Origin of the sequence: Limnohabitans sp. (assembly GCF_040400975.1) — a bacterium.
GTDB lineage: Bacteria > Pseudomonadota > Gammaproteobacteria > Burkholderiales > Burkholderiaceae_C > Limnohabitans_A.
In genome coordinates this window covers 22673-37646 of record NZ_JBBAPF010000017.1, presented here as the reverse complement: position 1 = coordinate 37646, position 14974 = coordinate 22673, and the positions used below count along the sequence as shown (strand labels likewise).

General features: G+C 59.9%; 15 protein-coding genes. 10 read left to right on the top strand and 5 right to left on the bottom strand.

The window, feature by feature from the left end:
* Window positions 1-114 precede the first annotated feature (114 nt).
* The 5 genes from ABWQ00_RS10885 to ABWQ00_RS10865 all read left to right on the top strand — a co-directional run bounded on the left by ABWQ00_RS10885 (window position 115) and on the right by ABWQ00_RS10865 (window position 4914).
* Complete coding sequence (locus ABWQ00_RS10885; protein ID WP_353238696.1) at window positions 115-714, top strand: TRAP transporter small permease subunit; 600 nt, start codon at window positions 115-117, stop codon at window positions 712-714.
* Window positions 714-2510, top strand: coding sequence for a TRAP transporter large permease (locus tag ABWQ00_RS10880; RefSeq protein WP_353238695.1), 1797 nt, complete (start codon window positions 714-716; stop codon window positions 2508-2510). Before ABWQ00_RS10885 ends, ABWQ00_RS10880 begins: the two co-directional genes overlap by 1 nt.
* Before the next feature lie 129 nt (window positions 2511-2639).
* A complete protein-coding gene (locus ABWQ00_RS10875; protein ID WP_353238694.1) occupies window positions 2640-3383 on the top strand; it encodes an ABC transporter permease in 744 nt (247 codons plus the stop codon).
* On the top strand, window positions 3380-4102 hold the full coding sequence (locus ABWQ00_RS10870) for an ATP-binding cassette domain-containing protein (RefSeq protein ID WP_353238693.1): 723 nt from the start codon (window positions 3380-3382) through the stop codon (window positions 4100-4102). The genes ABWQ00_RS10875 and ABWQ00_RS10870 overlap by 4 nt, the downstream gene beginning before the upstream one ends.
* A 14-nt stretch (window positions 4103-4116) precedes the next feature.
* Window positions 4117-4914 carry an ABC transporter substrate-binding protein gene (locus tag ABWQ00_RS10865; RefSeq protein ID WP_353238727.1) on the top strand — a complete coding sequence of 266 codons (798 nt, stop codon included), beginning with the start codon at window positions 4117-4119 and terminating at the stop codon, window positions 4912-4914.
* Here the strand turns inward: ABWQ00_RS10865 and ABWQ00_RS10860 are convergent, their stop codons facing one another.
* Complete coding sequence (locus ABWQ00_RS10860) at window positions 4915-6051, bottom strand: helix-turn-helix domain-containing protein (RefSeq protein WP_353238692.1); 1137 nt, start codon at window positions 6049-6051, stop codon at window positions 4915-4917.
* A 154-nt stretch (window positions 6052-6205) separates the two neighbouring features.
* Here ABWQ00_RS10860 and ABWQ00_RS10855 point away from each other — a divergent pair, with 154 nt between their 5' ends.
* From ABWQ00_RS10855 to ABWQ00_RS10835, 5 genes are all read left to right on the top strand, one after another.
* Window positions 6206-6682, top strand: coding sequence for a 4Fe-4S dicluster domain-containing protein (locus tag ABWQ00_RS10855; protein ID WP_019427650.1), 477 nt, complete (start codon window positions 6206-6208; stop codon window positions 6680-6682).
* A gap of 23 nt (window positions 6683-6705) precedes the next feature.
* On the top strand, window positions 6706-8553 hold the full coding sequence (locus tag ABWQ00_RS10850) for an aldehyde ferredoxin oxidoreductase family protein (RefSeq protein ID WP_353238691.1): 1848 nt from the start codon (window positions 6706-6708) through the stop codon (window positions 8551-8553).
* Between the two features lie 111 nt (window positions 8554-8664).
* Window positions 8665-10011, top strand: a complete 1347-nt coding sequence (locus ABWQ00_RS10845; protein WP_353238690.1) for an NAD(P)/FAD-dependent oxidoreductase — start codon at window positions 8665-8667, stop codon at window positions 10009-10011.
* Between the two features lie 15 nt (window positions 10012-10026).
* On the top strand, window positions 10027-10281 hold the full coding sequence (gene thiS, locus ABWQ00_RS10840; RefSeq protein ID WP_353238689.1) for a sulfur carrier protein ThiS: 255 nt from the start codon (window positions 10027-10029) through the stop codon (window positions 10279-10281).
* Between the two features lie 26 nt (window positions 10282-10307).
* Entirely contained in the window at window positions 10308-10607 is a 300-nt protein-coding gene (locus ABWQ00_RS10835; RefSeq protein WP_353238688.1) for a hypothetical protein, read from the top strand.
* A gap of 89 nt (window positions 10608-10696) precedes the next feature.
* Here ABWQ00_RS10835 and ABWQ00_RS10830 read toward each other — a convergent pair whose 3' ends face one another.
* The 4 genes from ABWQ00_RS10830 to ABWQ00_RS10815 all read right to left on the bottom strand — a co-directional run bounded on the left by ABWQ00_RS10830 (window position 10697) and on the right by ABWQ00_RS10815 (window position 14972).
* Window positions 10697-11950 (bottom strand): putative Na+/H+ antiporter, encoded by a 1254-nt coding sequence (locus ABWQ00_RS10830; protein WP_353238687.1) that lies wholly within the window; start codon window positions 11948-11950, stop codon window positions 10697-10699.
* A 279-nt stretch (window positions 11951-12229) separates the two neighbouring features.
* Complete coding sequence (gene crcB / locus ABWQ00_RS10825; RefSeq protein ID WP_353238686.1) at window positions 12230-12619, bottom strand: fluoride efflux transporter CrcB; 390 nt, start codon at window positions 12617-12619, stop codon at window positions 12230-12232.
* A gap of 33 nt (window positions 12620-12652) precedes the next feature.
* The gene (locus ABWQ00_RS10820) at window positions 12653-13591 is read right to left on the bottom strand and encodes a recombination-associated protein RdgC (RefSeq protein ID WP_353238685.1); all 939 of its coding nucleotides are present in this window, start codon (window positions 13589-13591) and stop codon (window positions 12653-12655) included.
* A gap of 79 nt (window positions 13592-13670) precedes the next feature.
* Window positions 13671-14972 carry a TRAP transporter large permease gene (locus ABWQ00_RS10815; RefSeq protein ID WP_353238684.1) on the bottom strand — a complete coding sequence of 434 codons (1302 nt, stop codon included), beginning with the start codon at window positions 14970-14972 and terminating at the stop codon, window positions 13671-13673.
* Window positions 14973-14974 lie beyond the last annotated feature (2 nt).

Sequence of the window (14974 nt, the reverse complement as noted above, 5' to 3'; positions counted from 1 at the left end):
ACGGTTTGAACGGCATTCATGCCGAATATCAAAAATATCAACTCGAGTTTTTCAGGTTTGTTTCGGGAATCCGCCAACACAGACTTACAATCGCGCAAGTTTTTTGGAGTTCACATGTCATCTTTATTGAAACTATCAAGCGGCATTGACCGTTTGAACAAGGGGGTGGGCAAAGTCACCACCTGGCTGATCTTGATCGTGACGATCATCAGCGCCGCCAATGCCATTGTCCGCAAGACTTTCAATGTCAGCTCGAACGGTCTGCTGGAAATCCAGTGGTACCTGTTTGCGGCCGTGTTTTTGTTGGGGGCGGGGTACGGCTTTCTCAAAAATTCGCATGTGCGCATCGACTTTGTCTCGGGCATGCTCAGTGCACGCACCCGCAACTGGATCGACGTGGGCGGTATCGTGTTGGCCCTGTTTCCATTTTGTTTCTTGTGCATTTACTTGTCTTGGCCTTTGTTTGTGCAGGCCTTCAACACCGGTGAAATGTCGTCCAACGCAGGCGGTCTGATCCGCTGGCCTGTCTACGCCTTGGTGCCCCTGGGCTTTGGCTTGCTGATGTTGCAAGGCGTGTCCGAGTTGATCAAACGCCTTTCTTTCTTGACCGGTGTGGGTGAAGACCCGCTGTCCTCAGAAGAAACCATGTCGGACGAAGAAAAAGAACTGCTGGAACTTGAAAAAATCGCGCAGCAAGCGCAGGGAGCACGTTGATGGAAGCGACTTTTTTGGCACAGAACTTTGTGCCCATCATGTTTGCCGGTTTGTTTGTATTGCTGCTGACCGGTTTTCCGGTGGCTTTCGCGCTGGCCGCCTGCGGTTTGGGCTTTGGCTTCATCGGCATGGAAGCCGGCTTGTTCCCGCCCTCCTTGTTCCAGGCCTTGCCGCTGCGCATTTTCGGCATCATGCAAAACGACACTTTGCTGGCCATCCCGTTTTTCACCTTCATGGGCATCATCTTGCAAAAATCCGGCATGGCCGAAGATTTGTTAGAGACAGTGGGCCAGGTGTTTGGCCCTGTGCGCGGCGGCGTCGCGATTGCGGTGATATTGGTGGGCGCTTTGTTGGCCGCCACCACCGGCGTGGTGGCCGCGGCTGTGATTTCCATGGGCTTGATTTCCCTGCCCATCATGCTGCGCTACGGCTACAGCCGTGTCATTGCCACAGGGGCCATCACGGCCTCGGGCACCTTGGCGCAAGCCATCCCACCCTCCTTGGTGTTGATCGTGTTGGCCGACCAGCTGGGCCGCTCGGTGGGTGACATGTACGCCGGTGCTTTGTTGCCCGGTCTGTTGCTGGTGGGGCTGTATATCTTGTTCATTGTGGTGGTGGCGATTTTCAAACCAGCCATGGTGCCGGCCTTGCCGCCCGAAGCCCGCATCTACCGTGAGCCCAACGGCAAATCAGGCCACGTGTCCTTGATGTTCCTTTTGATCGTTTGCACGGTGGTCGGTTTTGCATGGGCTTCGTCCCACGATGCCATCATGACCGCTTGGCTCGACCGCACCCAGGAGTCGCCCGGCGATGAAATGGTCATCATGTCCTTGACCGTGGCTTCCTTGGTGGCTTTGGCCTTGGCCATCGTGAACCGGATCACCGGCCTGGGCTTGTTGTCGCGCTTGGCCGAGCAAGTGACCTTTGTGCTGATGCCGCCCCTGATCCTGATCTTTTTGGTCTTGGGCACGATTTTCTTGGGCGTCGCGACACCCACAGAAGGCGGTGCCATGGGTGCATTGGGTGCCTTGATTTTGGCCGTGAGCCGCAAGCGCTTGGACAAGAAATTGATGAACCAGGCGCTGGAAAACACGGCCAAGCTGGCGTCGTTTGTGCTGTTCATTCTGATCGGCTCCACCGTCTTCAGCTTCACCTTCAATGCGGCCGACGGTCACATCTGGGTGGAACACTTGTTCTTGGACATGCCTGGTGGCGCGATCGGTTTCCTGATCGTGGTGAACATCCTGATTTTCATCTTGGGTTGTTTCATCGATTTCTTTGAAATCGCCTTCATCGTCATCCCGATCCTCGCCCCAGTGGCCGAGAAGATCTTGCCCGGTTTGGTGCCTGGCATGACTGCCGACCAGGCCATGATCTGGTTTGGGGTGATCGTGGCGATGAACTTGCAGACCTCGTTCCTGACGCCACCGTTTGGCTTTGCCCTGTTCTATTTGCGCAGTGTGGCGCCCAAAAACGATTACAAAGACCGCATCACGGGGGAGAACATTCCCTCGGTCAAGACCTCGGAAATCTACAAAGGCTCGATTGCGTTCATCGTTTTGCAGTTGATCATGGTGGCGTCCATCATCGCTTTTCCCAACTTGGTCACGGGTGGCATCAAGGAAGGCGTCAAGATCGATGCCGATGCCGCGTTTGAGCAAATGCTCAACCAAGCAGGGAAAGACACTGACAAGGACGACGCAGTGAACATGGATGACATGAAGCCAGCTGCAGATGCTCCGGCCGAGGACCCTGCCAAGGCCCTAGAAGCCGAGATGAAAGCCAATAAGAAGTAAATTCTTTGGCCCCCATGAAGTGCCCGGTTCGCCGGGCTTTTTTCATGGTGCTGACCTATGCAAACCGGTTCATAGTGGACACCCCTCATGCCTAACTTGGGGCTTGTACCGTAGCATCCACACCGCTGTATGAACACCTTCTCCGACAGCGTCCTGACGGCGCTGCACCTCGTCACTTCTTTCGATCCTGCCCTCTGGGTGGTCGTTACCCGCTCTTTGGCCGTCAGTGCCACGGCTTGCTTGCTGGCCTATGGCGTGGGTGTGCCACTGGGGGCCTGGCTGGCGGTGTCGCGTTTCCGTGGCCGGGGTGGGGTGCTGGTGGGCCTCAACACCTTGCTGGCCTTGCCTTCGGTGGTGGTGGGGCTGGTGGTGTATTTGCTGCTCTCACGCACCGGGCCCTTGGGTTTTTTGGGCTGGATGTTCAGTTTCAAGGCCATGGTGTTGGCCCAGTTCATCCTGGTCGTACCGGTGGTCACGGCGCTCACGCGCCAGGTCGTCGAAGATGTTGAGCGTCAGCATGGCGAACAATGGGCCTCATTGGGCGCCGGCCCCTGGATGCGGGGTTTGATCTTGGCCTGGGATGAGCGCCTGGCCTTGCTCATGATCGGCGTCACCACGTTTGGCCGCGCCATTTCTGAGGTGGGCGCGGTCATGATCGTGGGCGGCAACATCGACGGCTTCACCCGTGTGATGACCACCGCCATTGCATTAGAGACCAGCAAGGGCGATTTGCCGCTGGCGCTGGGCCTGGGCATGGTTTTGTTGGCGGTGGTGTTGCTGCTCAATGCGCTGGTGGCCGGTTTGCGCAGGTGGGGTGAGCGGCGGCATGCAAGCCCTAAAACGGTCCAGGCTTTGGAAGGGTTGCGCTCATGACGGCGACTCAGATCGGTCTGGATGCGGTGAGCGTGCAACTCGGGGCGCAACAGGCCTTGACGGGCGTGAGCTTGCGCATTGTGGCGGGCGAGCGCGTGGCGCTGGTGGGGGCCAATGGCTCGGGCAAAAGCACCGTGCTGCGCACACTGCATGCGCTGGTGCCACCCACGCAAGGCCAGGTGCTGCAAGCGCCGGGTGTGCGCCAGGCCATGCTTTTCCAAAGGCCGCATCTGCTGCGCCTGTCGGCTTTGAACAATGTGGCGCTGGGCTTGTGGTTGGACCGCGCTCGGGGCCTGGGTTGGTCAGCTGCCAAAGTGTTGGCGCTGCAGGCCTTGCAGCGCGTGGGCCTGCAGTCTGTGGCGCGGCAAAACGGTCGCCAGTTGTCGGGCGGGCAGCAGCAGCGCCTGGCCTTGGCCCGCGCTTGGGCGCGTCAGCCCGATGTGCTGCTGCTGGACGAACCCACAGCCAGCCTGGACCCACATGCCAAACGCGAGGTCGAAGCCCTGATGGCCGACTTTGCGAGCAACCAAGATCGCCCGTTGACCTTGGTCTGGGCCAGCCACAACCTGGGCCAGGTCAAGCGCTTGGCCACTCGCGTCGTTTATTTGGAAGGCGGGCGTGTGCTGGCTGATCTGCCCGTGGCCTATTTTTTCAACCCCACTTTGCTTGCCGAGCGCAGCCCGGCAGCCCACGCTTTTTTTCAAGGAGAGCTTTCATGACCTTCAAAACTTCCATGACACGTCGTGCCTTGGTGTGCGCGGTTTTGGCCACCACCTCGGTCTGGGCGCAAGCCCAGTCGATCGTGATGTCCTCCACCACCTCGACCGAGCAATCGGGCTTGTTTTCGCACTTGCTGCCCGCCTTCAAAAAGGCCAGCGGGCTGGATGTGAAGGTGGTGGCGCTGGGCACCGGTCAGGCCCTGGACATGGCGCGGCGCGGTGACGCCGACGTGGTGTTTGTGCACGACCAGGTGGCGGAAGAAAAATTTGTGGCCGATGGCTTTGGCGTCAAGCGCCTGCCTGTGATGTACAACGACTTTGTGCTGATTGGCCCCAAGGCCGACCCGGCTGCGACCCGGGGCAAAGACATTGTGGCGGCGCTGACACGGCTGTCCAAGGCCAATGCACCTTTTGTATCGCGGGGTGACAAGAGCGGTACACACGCCGCCGAACTGCGGTACTGGAAAACAGCCAACCTGGAGACCGCCAAAGGTTCGGCTTACCGTGAGTGCGGCTGTGGCATGGGGCCTGCCCTCAACATGGCGGCTTCAACGGGGGCCTATGTGTTGTCGGATCGTGCGACATGGCTCAACTTCAAGAACCGCGCCGATCTGGCCATTTTGGTGGAGGGTGATCAGCGCCTGTTCAACCAATATGGCGTGATGGTGGTCAACCCTGCCAAGCACGCCCACGTCAAACAGGCCGATGCTCAGAAGTTTGTGGACTGGATCACCTCGGCCGCAGGCCAGGGCGTGATTGCCGATTACAAGATCGGCGGCGAACAGTTGTTCTTCCCGAACGCGGGCAAGTGATCAGCTTTTGGGCATGCCAAGCTTGCGGTAAACCGTGGCGCGGCTGATGCCCAGTGCGCGTGCGGCTTCGGCCACGTTGCCACGCGCCTGATTCACCGCCTCGTGGATCATCTCGGTCTGTATGTCCTTGAGGGGTTTGGCTGCAGCGCTGATCCGTTGTGCCGTCGCATGAGGCGGCAAGGCTGGGCCAAAGGTGCCCGCTCGCAGTGCCTGAGTCTGCAAGCGCAGGCCAGACCACAGCGGTAACTCCTGACTTTGACCCTGGCGGTTGGCCGCATCGAACAGGTTCTCCCAAGGCGAAGCAAAAACTTCGCTGGCGTGAAGCGTCTGCCCGGGCGAGGCGGGCGACAAAGACAGTATCTGCCGTGCGGTCGGGTTGGCCCCCACGATATGACCCTCGGTGTCCAAGGTCAGCAGGCCGTCGCTGTCGTCACCGGGCTGGTTGCCGGGCCAGTTCAGTCGCAGCACTAAGGCGTGTGCGGTGGACAGCAGCCAGCTGTTTTCGATGCTGCGGGCAGAGCGGCGCACCAGGTGTTTCAAAGCGGGGCGCTCGGTGGTCTCGATGCCCGTGAGGTCGAGCATGCCGGCGCACAGGCCATCCGGACCAAAGACCGGCGCACCCGCGCAGCTGTAAACCCCGGTATCTCGGAAAAAATGCTCGCCCCGGTGCAGCCAAACAGGCTGCAACTCGCTCAAGGCGGCGCTGATGGCGGTGGTGCCCACGGCTTTTTCGGACAGGTCCACACCCACACGGGCGATCACGTCGGCGCGGCGGTCTTGCCGATCCACCGGGCCGTGCACGTCCACCACGATGCCCTCGGCATTGGTCAAGATGGCGAAATAGCGGATGTCGGCAATGGCGCGGGCCAGTTCCACCAGCACCGGTTGGGCCGCCTGTATCAAGGGGCGGCTGGCTTCTTGCACCCGGCGCATCTGCTGATCGGACACAGCATCAAAGCCAACCGCTTGGTTCGGTTGCAGACCCATGGCGAGGCAGCGTTGCCAAGATTGAGCGATCCCGGCAGACACGCCACAGCCCCATCCGTCCGATGAAAGGCTGTTCTGGCCCTGAAAAACCAGCTCACGGGCTTGAGCAATGCGCGCTTGGCGGTCGCTGCTGGGGGCAATCGTTGGCATGTCAGATGTGTATCAAGCTGAGAATTTGTGAGTGCAACCCTGTTGAACCTAGGGTTAATCCGAATCGTTTGGTGGTTTTTAGGGCCAACAATGACTATGCATTCTGATTCATAAGCGCGGGCTTGAAAAGTCCGACACCTCACAGGAGATACACATGCAGAAAGTCCTGCACATCAACCCGGACAAATGTACCGGCTGCTTGCAGTGCGAAATGGCCTGTTCTTTTGAGAACTACGGCACATACGCCACCTCCAAATCGCGCATCAAGGTGTTTGACTTCCACCACACCGGTAAAAAGGTCCCTTACACCTGCACCCAGTGTGACGAAGCCTGGTGCCTGCACGCCTGCCCTGTGGAAGCCATCACCGTGGACAAAGCCACGGGCGCCAAAGTGGTCAATGAGTCCACCTGCGTGGGCTGCAAGGTCTGCACCATCGCCTGCCCATTCGGCACGATCAATTATGTGCAAGAGACCGGCAAGGTGCAAAAGTGCGATCTGTGCGGCGGTGACCCGGCTTGCGCCGACGCATGCCCGACCGGTGCCATCACATTCGTGGATGCCAACTGGACCGGCATCGACAAGATGAAACAGTGGGCTGACAAGTTGGGCAATCAGCCCTCGGCCTCTTAAATCCCCCCACAAGGAGCATCAACATGTCTTGGGCTGGAAAAATTCTCCGCGTCAACCTCACGGCTGGCACCGTCAAATCCGAACCGCTGAACATGGAGTGGGCCAAAGCCTACCTCGGCTCACGCGGTCTGGGCAGCAAATACCTGATCAGCGAGATCGACCCCAAAGTTGACCCGCTGTCGGCTGACAACAAAATCATTTGGGCCACAGGCCCACTGACCGGCACCATGGCCTCCACAGGTGGCCGCTACACCGTCATCACCAAGAGCCCACTCACGGGGGCGATTGCTTGCTCCAACTCGGGTGGCTATTGGGGCGCTGAGCTCAAGATGGCCGGTTGGGACATGGTCATTTTTGAAGGTGCATCGTCCAAGCCGGTGTATTTGTACATCAACGATGACGAAGCCGAGTTGCGTGATGCGAGCCACCTCTGGGGCCAAAGCGTCTGGAAGACCGAAGAAATCCTCAAGTCCAGCTTGCAAGACCCGCTGCTGCGAATCTCGAGTATCGGCAAGGCAGGTGAAAACGGCGTGCTCTACGCTGCGGTGGTGAACGACCTGCACCGTGCAGCTGGCCGCTCGGGCGTGGGCACTGTCATGGGCAGCAAGAACCTCAAAGCCATCGCGGTTCGCGGCACCAAAGGCGTGGGCAATATGCAAAACCCCAAGGCCTTCATGGCTGCGGCCAAGGCGGCCAAAAAGGTGCTGGCTGACAACGCGGTCACGGGCCAAGGTCTACCCGCTTACGGCACCCAGGTGCTGATGAACGTGATCAACGAAGTGGGCGGCTTGCCTACACGCAACCACCGTGATGTGCAGTTTGAAGGCGCCAAAGACATCTCGGCCGAGGCCATGGTCACGCCCCGCGAGACCGATGGCAAAAAACACCTGGTGACCAACCAAGCCTGTTTTGGTTGCACCATCGCCTGCGGCCGCATCAGCAAGATGGACGAAGGGCACTTCTCGGTCAAGAACAAGCCTGAGTATTGGGGCGCGAACGGCGGCCTAGAATACGAAGCGGCTTGGGCGCTGGGCGCAGCCAACGGCGTGAATGACTTGGAAGCCTTGCAATACGCCAACATGATTTGCAACGAGGAAGGCTTTGACCCGATCAGCTTTGGCACCACCATTGGCGCCGTGATGGAGCTGTATGAAATGGGTGTGCTGACCAAAGAGCAGTTGGGCATCGAAGCGCCCTTTGGCTCGGCGCAAGCCTTGTGCGAGTTTGCCGACATGACCGCCAAGGGCATCGGTTTTGGCAAGGAAATTGGCATGGGCTCCAAGCGCCTGACCGCCAAATACGGCCACCCCGACCTGTCCATGAGCGTCAAGGGCCAAGAGTTTCCGGCCTATGACGGTCGTGTGATCCAAGGCATTGGCCTGGCTTACGCCACTTCCAACCGCGGTGCTTGCCACCTGCGCGGCTACACCATCGCCTCTGAAGTGCTGGGCATTCCGGTCAAGACCGAGCCCACCGAGCACGAAGGCAAGCCCGAACTGGTCAAGGCCTTCCAAGACGCGACAGCCGCTTTTGACTCGGCTGGCATTTGCGTCTTCACCAGCTTTGCCTGGACCCTGGCCGACGTGGCCCCTCAGGTGCAAGCCGCTTGCGGTGAAGAGTTCACCATGGAGCACTTGAACCACATCGGCGAGCGCATCTGGAACATGGAGCGCGATTTCAACAACGCCGCCGGCTTCACCAAGGCCGACGACAACCTGCCCAAGCGCCTGATGACCGAAGCCGCCAAAACCGGCCCCGGCAAAGGCATGGTCAGCAAGTTGGATGAAATGCTGCCCAAGTACTACGACGCCCGCGGCTGGGATGGCGAAGGCCGACCCACAACGGCCACCCGGGAACGTCTGGGTTTGTGATCTTGTCCCTGTAGGAGCGAGCGCCTGCTCGTGAAGCCTTCGCCGTAGGGGTGCGCTTCTACAGGAATCCAAGCGGCCTGCGGGCCGCTACCTGTTTCTGGAGTCCGTTTCATGACCCACCACGTCATTTTGGGCGCAGGCCCTGCCGGCGTCATTGCCGCTGAGACCTTGCGCAAGCACGCCCCCGCCGACACCATCACCTTGGTGGGTGACGAGCCCGATGCGCCGTATTCGCGCATGGCCATCCCTTATTTGCTGATCGGCAACATCGAAGAGCAGGGCACCTACCTGCGCAAGAGCGATTCGCACTTTGACGATTTGCGCATCACGCAAGTCAAGGCCAAAGTCACACGCGTCGATGCGGCGGGCAAAACAGTGCATCTTGACAACGGCCAGTCGATGGCTTTTGACAAGTTGTTGATTGCCACCGGCTCGCACCCCGTGCGCCCGCCGATTGCGGGCATGGACTTGCCCGGCGTGCACCCTTGCTGGACGCTGGAAGACGCCCGCGCCATCCAGGCGCTGGCCAAGCCCGGCGCTCGCGTGTTGCAAATGGGCGCAGGCTTCATTGGCTGCATCATCATGGAAGCGCTGGCTGCGCGTGGCGTCAAGCTCAGCGTGGTGGAGATGGGTGACCGCATGGTGCCCCGCATGATGGGCCCTGTGGCAGGCGGCATGATCCGCGACTGGTGCGAAGCCAAAGGCGTGCAGGTGTTCACCGGCACCAAGGTCGAGGCCATCAGCCAAGGCGCTGGCCCTGAAAAAGGCTTGCTCGGCAAATTGGCTGCAGCCGTGGGCTTGGGGTCTGACGACGCCAGCGGGGCGCTGCAGGTGCGTTTGTCCAATGGCCAAACCGTCGAGGCCGACCTGGTCATCAGCGCCACCGGTGTGCGCCCAGCGATTGGCTTTTTGAAGGACAGCGGCATCACCTGCCTGCAAGGTGTGTTGACCGACCAGCACCTGCAAACCAATGTGCCCGGCATCTACGCCGCGGGCGACTGCGCCGAAGCTTTTGACATGGTCAGCGGCAAAACGATTGTGAGCGCCATCCAGCCCAACGCCGCCGAGCAGGCCCGTGTGGCCGCGCTCAACATGCTGGGCCAAAAGACCGAGCTCAAAGGCGTGACACAAATCAACGTGCTCGACACCTTGGGTTTGATCTCGACCAGTTTTGGCAACTGGGAAGGCGTGGCCGGTGGCCAGTCGGCCGTGCTGACCGACAAGGCCGCAGGGCGGCACCTGAGCCTGCAGTTCAAGGACGATGTGATGGTGGGCTGCAACAGCGTGGGCTGGACCGAGCATGTGGGCGTGATGCGCGGCCTGGTCGAAGGCCAGGTGCGCCTGGGCGACTGGAAAGACCGCCTGATGCACGACCCGACCAAGCTGATGGACGCTTACCTCGATTGCGCGCAGGGCCAAGGGCGGTGGAGCGGTGCGCAAGACGCCCGCCGCCGCTGAAGCGACAATCTGCGCATGAACATCACCTTCAAACTGTTTGCCACGCTGACCGATTACTTGCCCCCCGAAGCCCGGCGCAGCAACCAGGTCACGCTGGACGTGGCGCAGGACACCCCCATCAGCCAGATCATCGAGCCCTATGGCATACCGCCCAAGCTCGTGCACCTGGTGCTGGTCAACGGCAAATACATCAAACCCGAAGAACGGGACACGACCACCTTGGTTGAAGGCGACGTGCTGGCGATCTGGCCGCCTGTGGCCGGTGGTTGAGCACAGAACACGCGGCAACCCGACCCATGCAGTCCTTCTATACCGAGCGCTTTGAGCGCGACATGGGCACCAGCGAAACCGAATGGTTGACCGCATTGCCCCGCGCCTTGGGCGAGCATGCCTTTGAGCTGGGCACAGACCAAGTAAGGGTGCACATCGGTGACGGCCACCTGCTGCTGCAATGGCGCATATTGCCCCCACGCGTGATCGCACTGCTGCGCTTGCAGCGGCTGGCCGTGTCTTTTGTGTTTGAAGGCGTGGAAGAGGATGCGCGTCAAAGCTTCATGAAGCGTTTTGATTTGACGATGCAGCGGGGTGGGGGTTGAGGACGAGGCCCGGTTGTGATCACGGTCGGACGTGATCACGCCAGTGGCCAGCACGACAACAGCCACCACCAGCGTGCCAAAAAAATGGCTCAGAGAATCCGGAATGCCATCGCAGCGACAACAGTTGGTGGCAGGGCCGCCAGTAACAATTTGCCCGCATTGACGACCCCTTCGTCAAACTTGCCCTTGAGGATGGCCACGCCTGCCGGATTGGGTGCATTGGCAATGACGGTCAGGCCTCCACCGGTCACCGCCCCGGCGACGATGGCCACCTTGAATTCGTCGCTCAAGCCTGGCACCAGCGAGGCCAGGTAGGTCAGCGCGGCATTGTCGGTGATGGCCGTCAATGCAGTGGCCCCGTAAAAAACGGCATCGGCGCTGAGGCCCATCAGCAGAGGCTGAAGCCACCACGACTGCTGCCCTCCCAGAACCACCAAGCCGGCGAGGAAGAATGCGACCAGCAAAGCCTCACGAAGAATCAAACGGTCCTGGTGTGCGGCATAGGCCGATGCGTAGCCAATGAAGAACAAAAGCAGACCCATGAACACCACCGGATGATGGGCAAACAGCACAATGCCCAGGAGAAAGGCCAAATGAACGGCCACCACGACGGGGGGCACTGTCATGCGCGCAGCCGTGGGCTCGCCCAAGCCCAACAGTTCACGCCGCACCAACAGTGTCACCATGGTTGCATTGACGAACACGGCCACAGCCGCTTTCCAGCCGAAGGTCTGGAGCATGAAGGCCAAGTCCCACTGCCAGGTGGCCGCCACCATCAGCACAGGCGGGGCGGCAAAGGGGGTCAGCGTCCCGCCAATCGAGATGTTGACAAACAGAACGCCCAGCGTGGCGTACTTCAGTTTTTCGCTGACCCTGGCAGAGAACACCGAGTCACGCAGCATCAGTGCGGCCAATGTCATGGCTGCAGGCTCGGTGATCAAGGAGCCCAGCAAGGGCACCACCGACAACAAAAGAAAATAGTTGACCATCGCTTTGGGCCATGGCGTCATGCGTGCGATTTGCTGCACGATCAGGCCGCAGACCTGCAGGATGGACCGTGTGCCTGCCACCACCATGATGGCAAACACAAAGAGCGGTTCAGTGAAGTTCCGAGATTCGAGGTATTCGAGGGTGGGCGCCTTGCCCGCCAATGCGAACAAGGCGATGGCCAGCACCATGGCCCACAGTCCAAACACCACTTCGACCTCGCCCAAGAGATGCCATACGCCGGCATGGCGCGGGTGCTTGTGGGCCAGGTGTTCAAAGTATTTGGTGCTGAAAGTGTGCAGAACAGCCAAGGCGAAAATGGCTGCAGCAATCCAGGGCAGGAATGGGTGGTTCATCGGGAGGACTCCATCGGCCGAAGCCGTGCGGTGAGGCGGCCCGACCTTCACCCAACCTGATGCATGAACATCCATGCAACACCCGCAAATATGCTATCACCAGAGGTGGCCCGTTCGATTCAGACCAAGATGAATAGGCCTTCTGGAAAGAGGCTGTTTGGCAAGGTCGCCGCTCACCCGCCTCACATTTCCCAAGCAGATGTGCGCTTGGATCTCAGGTTTCAAGCACAGAGGCGAAAAGCCCTCCAACCCGTTCCACACGAATGAGGGTTTTTCGGATCATCGCGCCCAGAGAAGACCCACGGTTTTAAGTCCCAGCACCGTGAGGGCCAGCGAGCCAAACAAGTGCAAGCTGGCCGTACCTGCAGCCAGCGCAAAACGGCCTTGCTGCAGCATGGCGACCACTTCGGCTGAGAAGCTGGAGAAAGTGGTCAGTGCCCCTAAAAAACCGGTGACCAAGGCCAAACGCCAAACTGGGTCGAGCTCGGGCAGTTGCTGGAACACGCCCACACACACGCCCACCAAGTAACCACCAATCAGGTTCGCCGCCAAGGTGCCCCAGGGCAGCAGGCCAGCGCTTGCGGTGCTGGGGTTGAGCCACAGGCCCAGCTGCCAGCGCGACAGCGCACCCACACAAGCACCCAGGCAAATCGCGATCACCGTGAGCATGGCATGGGTCCTTTCGGTTTCGGATGACCGGTTTTAAAACGGCGGGTCTTCGTCGGCGGCCGCCGCACCCAGTTCCATCTCGCCACCCAAGGCTTCGATGAGGCTGTCGATCAGCGGCCCCAGCAAGCCGGTGGACAAGGCCACATCGGCGTCAAACCGGTCTTCGTTTTTGTCGGTGCCTGACTCGTCCATCACGCCATCAAGGTACTGTACTTTTTTCAGATGCAGGGTCTCGGTCAGCACAAAGGCCACGCGTCCGTCCCAGCTGAGCGCCAGTTGGGTGGGCAGCTTGCCTTCCATCACATGCTTGCGCACGTCGTCGTTGGCCAGGTGGTGGCGGGTGAAGCGCACGCTGGCGGCGTCTTCACCGGTGGACTTGAGCACAGTTTCGCGCTCGACGGTCAAATCAGACGGCCATTCGTCGGGTGTGGGTGCCAGCAGCCACTGGGTCATGGCTGCTTGCGGGGAGGTCACGGTCTGAATCAGCGATACCGACAAGCCGCCCATGACATTCATGAGCGCCGACATGACTTCATCGGCCTTGCCCTGGCTGCCCGCGTTGAGCACCAGGCGGCGGTTTTCCAAGTCCATCCACACCAGCACGGTGGCCTGGCGCGCAAAAGCCTGCGGCAGCAGCGACAGCAGCACGTCGTCCATCAACTCGCGTTTTTCTTTTTTGCCGGGCTTGCGGCCGGTGGCGGCTTCGATCTCGGCGATGCGCTCGTCCACTTTGCGGCGCACCACGTTGCCCGGCACCGCCTTGGATTCGATCATGAGCTTCATGATCCATTGCCCACCCACTGATTCGACCAGCGGTCCATGGGCTTCGCCTCGTGGAGGCACCCAGCCAATCGATTTGTCTTGGCTGGCGCCACACTCCACAAACTGCATCGGCTCCAGCGCCGCCTGCACATCGGCCAATGCGGGCGCAAAGCCCTCGCCGATGCGGTAAACCATCACATTTTTGAACACAAACAATCCTTACTGCCCAAATGAACAACCCGTCCTTTCGGGACGGGTTGAATCATAGGGGATGAACCGACCTTGAAGCTCAGAGTTTCATCTGGGTGGGCAGCCAGGTCACGATGCCGGGCACAAAGTAAATCAGCAGCACCGCGCCCACCATCAGGAAGAACATGGGCATGGAAACGCGGGCGATGTAGGGCAGTTGCTTGCCCGTCATGCCCTGCAGCACAAACAGGTTGAAGCCCACCGGTGGCGTGATTTGCGCCATCTCGACCACGAACACCACAAAAATACCAAACCAGATCGGGTCGATGCCCGCTTTTTGCACTGTGGGCATGAGCACACCCATGGTGAGCACCACCATCGAGATGCCGTCCAGAAAGCAGCCCAAGAGGATGAAAAACACCATCAAGGCCATGATGAGCGCGAAGGGGCTGAGGCCCAAGCCACCGATCCATTCGGCCAGGTGGCGCGGCAGACCGATGTAGCCCATGGACAAGGTCAAAAACGCCGCACCTGCCAAGATCAGCGCGATCATGCAATAAAGGCGTGTGGCCCCCATCAAGGCCTGTTTGAACACCGACCAACTCATGGTGCCTTGCATCGCCGACAAGGCCAAAGAGCCCACCACGCCCACTGCGGCCGCTTCGGTGGCCGTGGCAAAACCGGTGTAAATCGAGCCCAAGACCGCCGCAATCAGCAAGACGACCGGGATCAGGCTGCTGGACGCCTTCAGTTTTTGCATGAAGCTCATGGGCGTGTCACGCGGCGGGATCTGGTCCGGGTGCCGCAAAGACCAATAAATGATGTAACCCGAAAACAGCCCGGCCAGCAGCAAGCCGGGCAAGACCCCAGCAATAAAAAGCTGGGCAATGGATACATCGGCTGCCACGCCATAAACGATCATGATGATGGATGGCGGGATGAGCAGGCCCAACGTGCCTGAGCCCGACAAAGTGCCGATCACCATGTCCTGGGGGTAGCCGCGTCTTTGCAGCTCAGGCAGTGTCATTTTGCCGATCGTGGCGCAGGTGGCTGCACTGGACCCTGAAACAGCCGCAAAGATGGCGCAGCCCACCACATTGGTGTGCAGCAAGCGCCCGGGCAGGGCCTGCATCCATGGCGCCAGGCCCTTGAACATGTCTTGGCTCAGACGCGTGCGAAACAGAATTTCGCCCATCCAGATGAACAGGGGTAATGCCGTCAGTGTCCAGCTCGAAGCTGAGCCCCAGATGGTCATCGCCATGGCGTCACCTGCGGGTCTGGCGGAAAACAATTGCATGCCTACCCATGCCACACCAGAGAGCGTGAGACCAATCCACACGCCACTGCCCAAAATCAAAAACAGCGTCAGGACCAAGAGCCCTGTGATCATCATGTCATTCATGG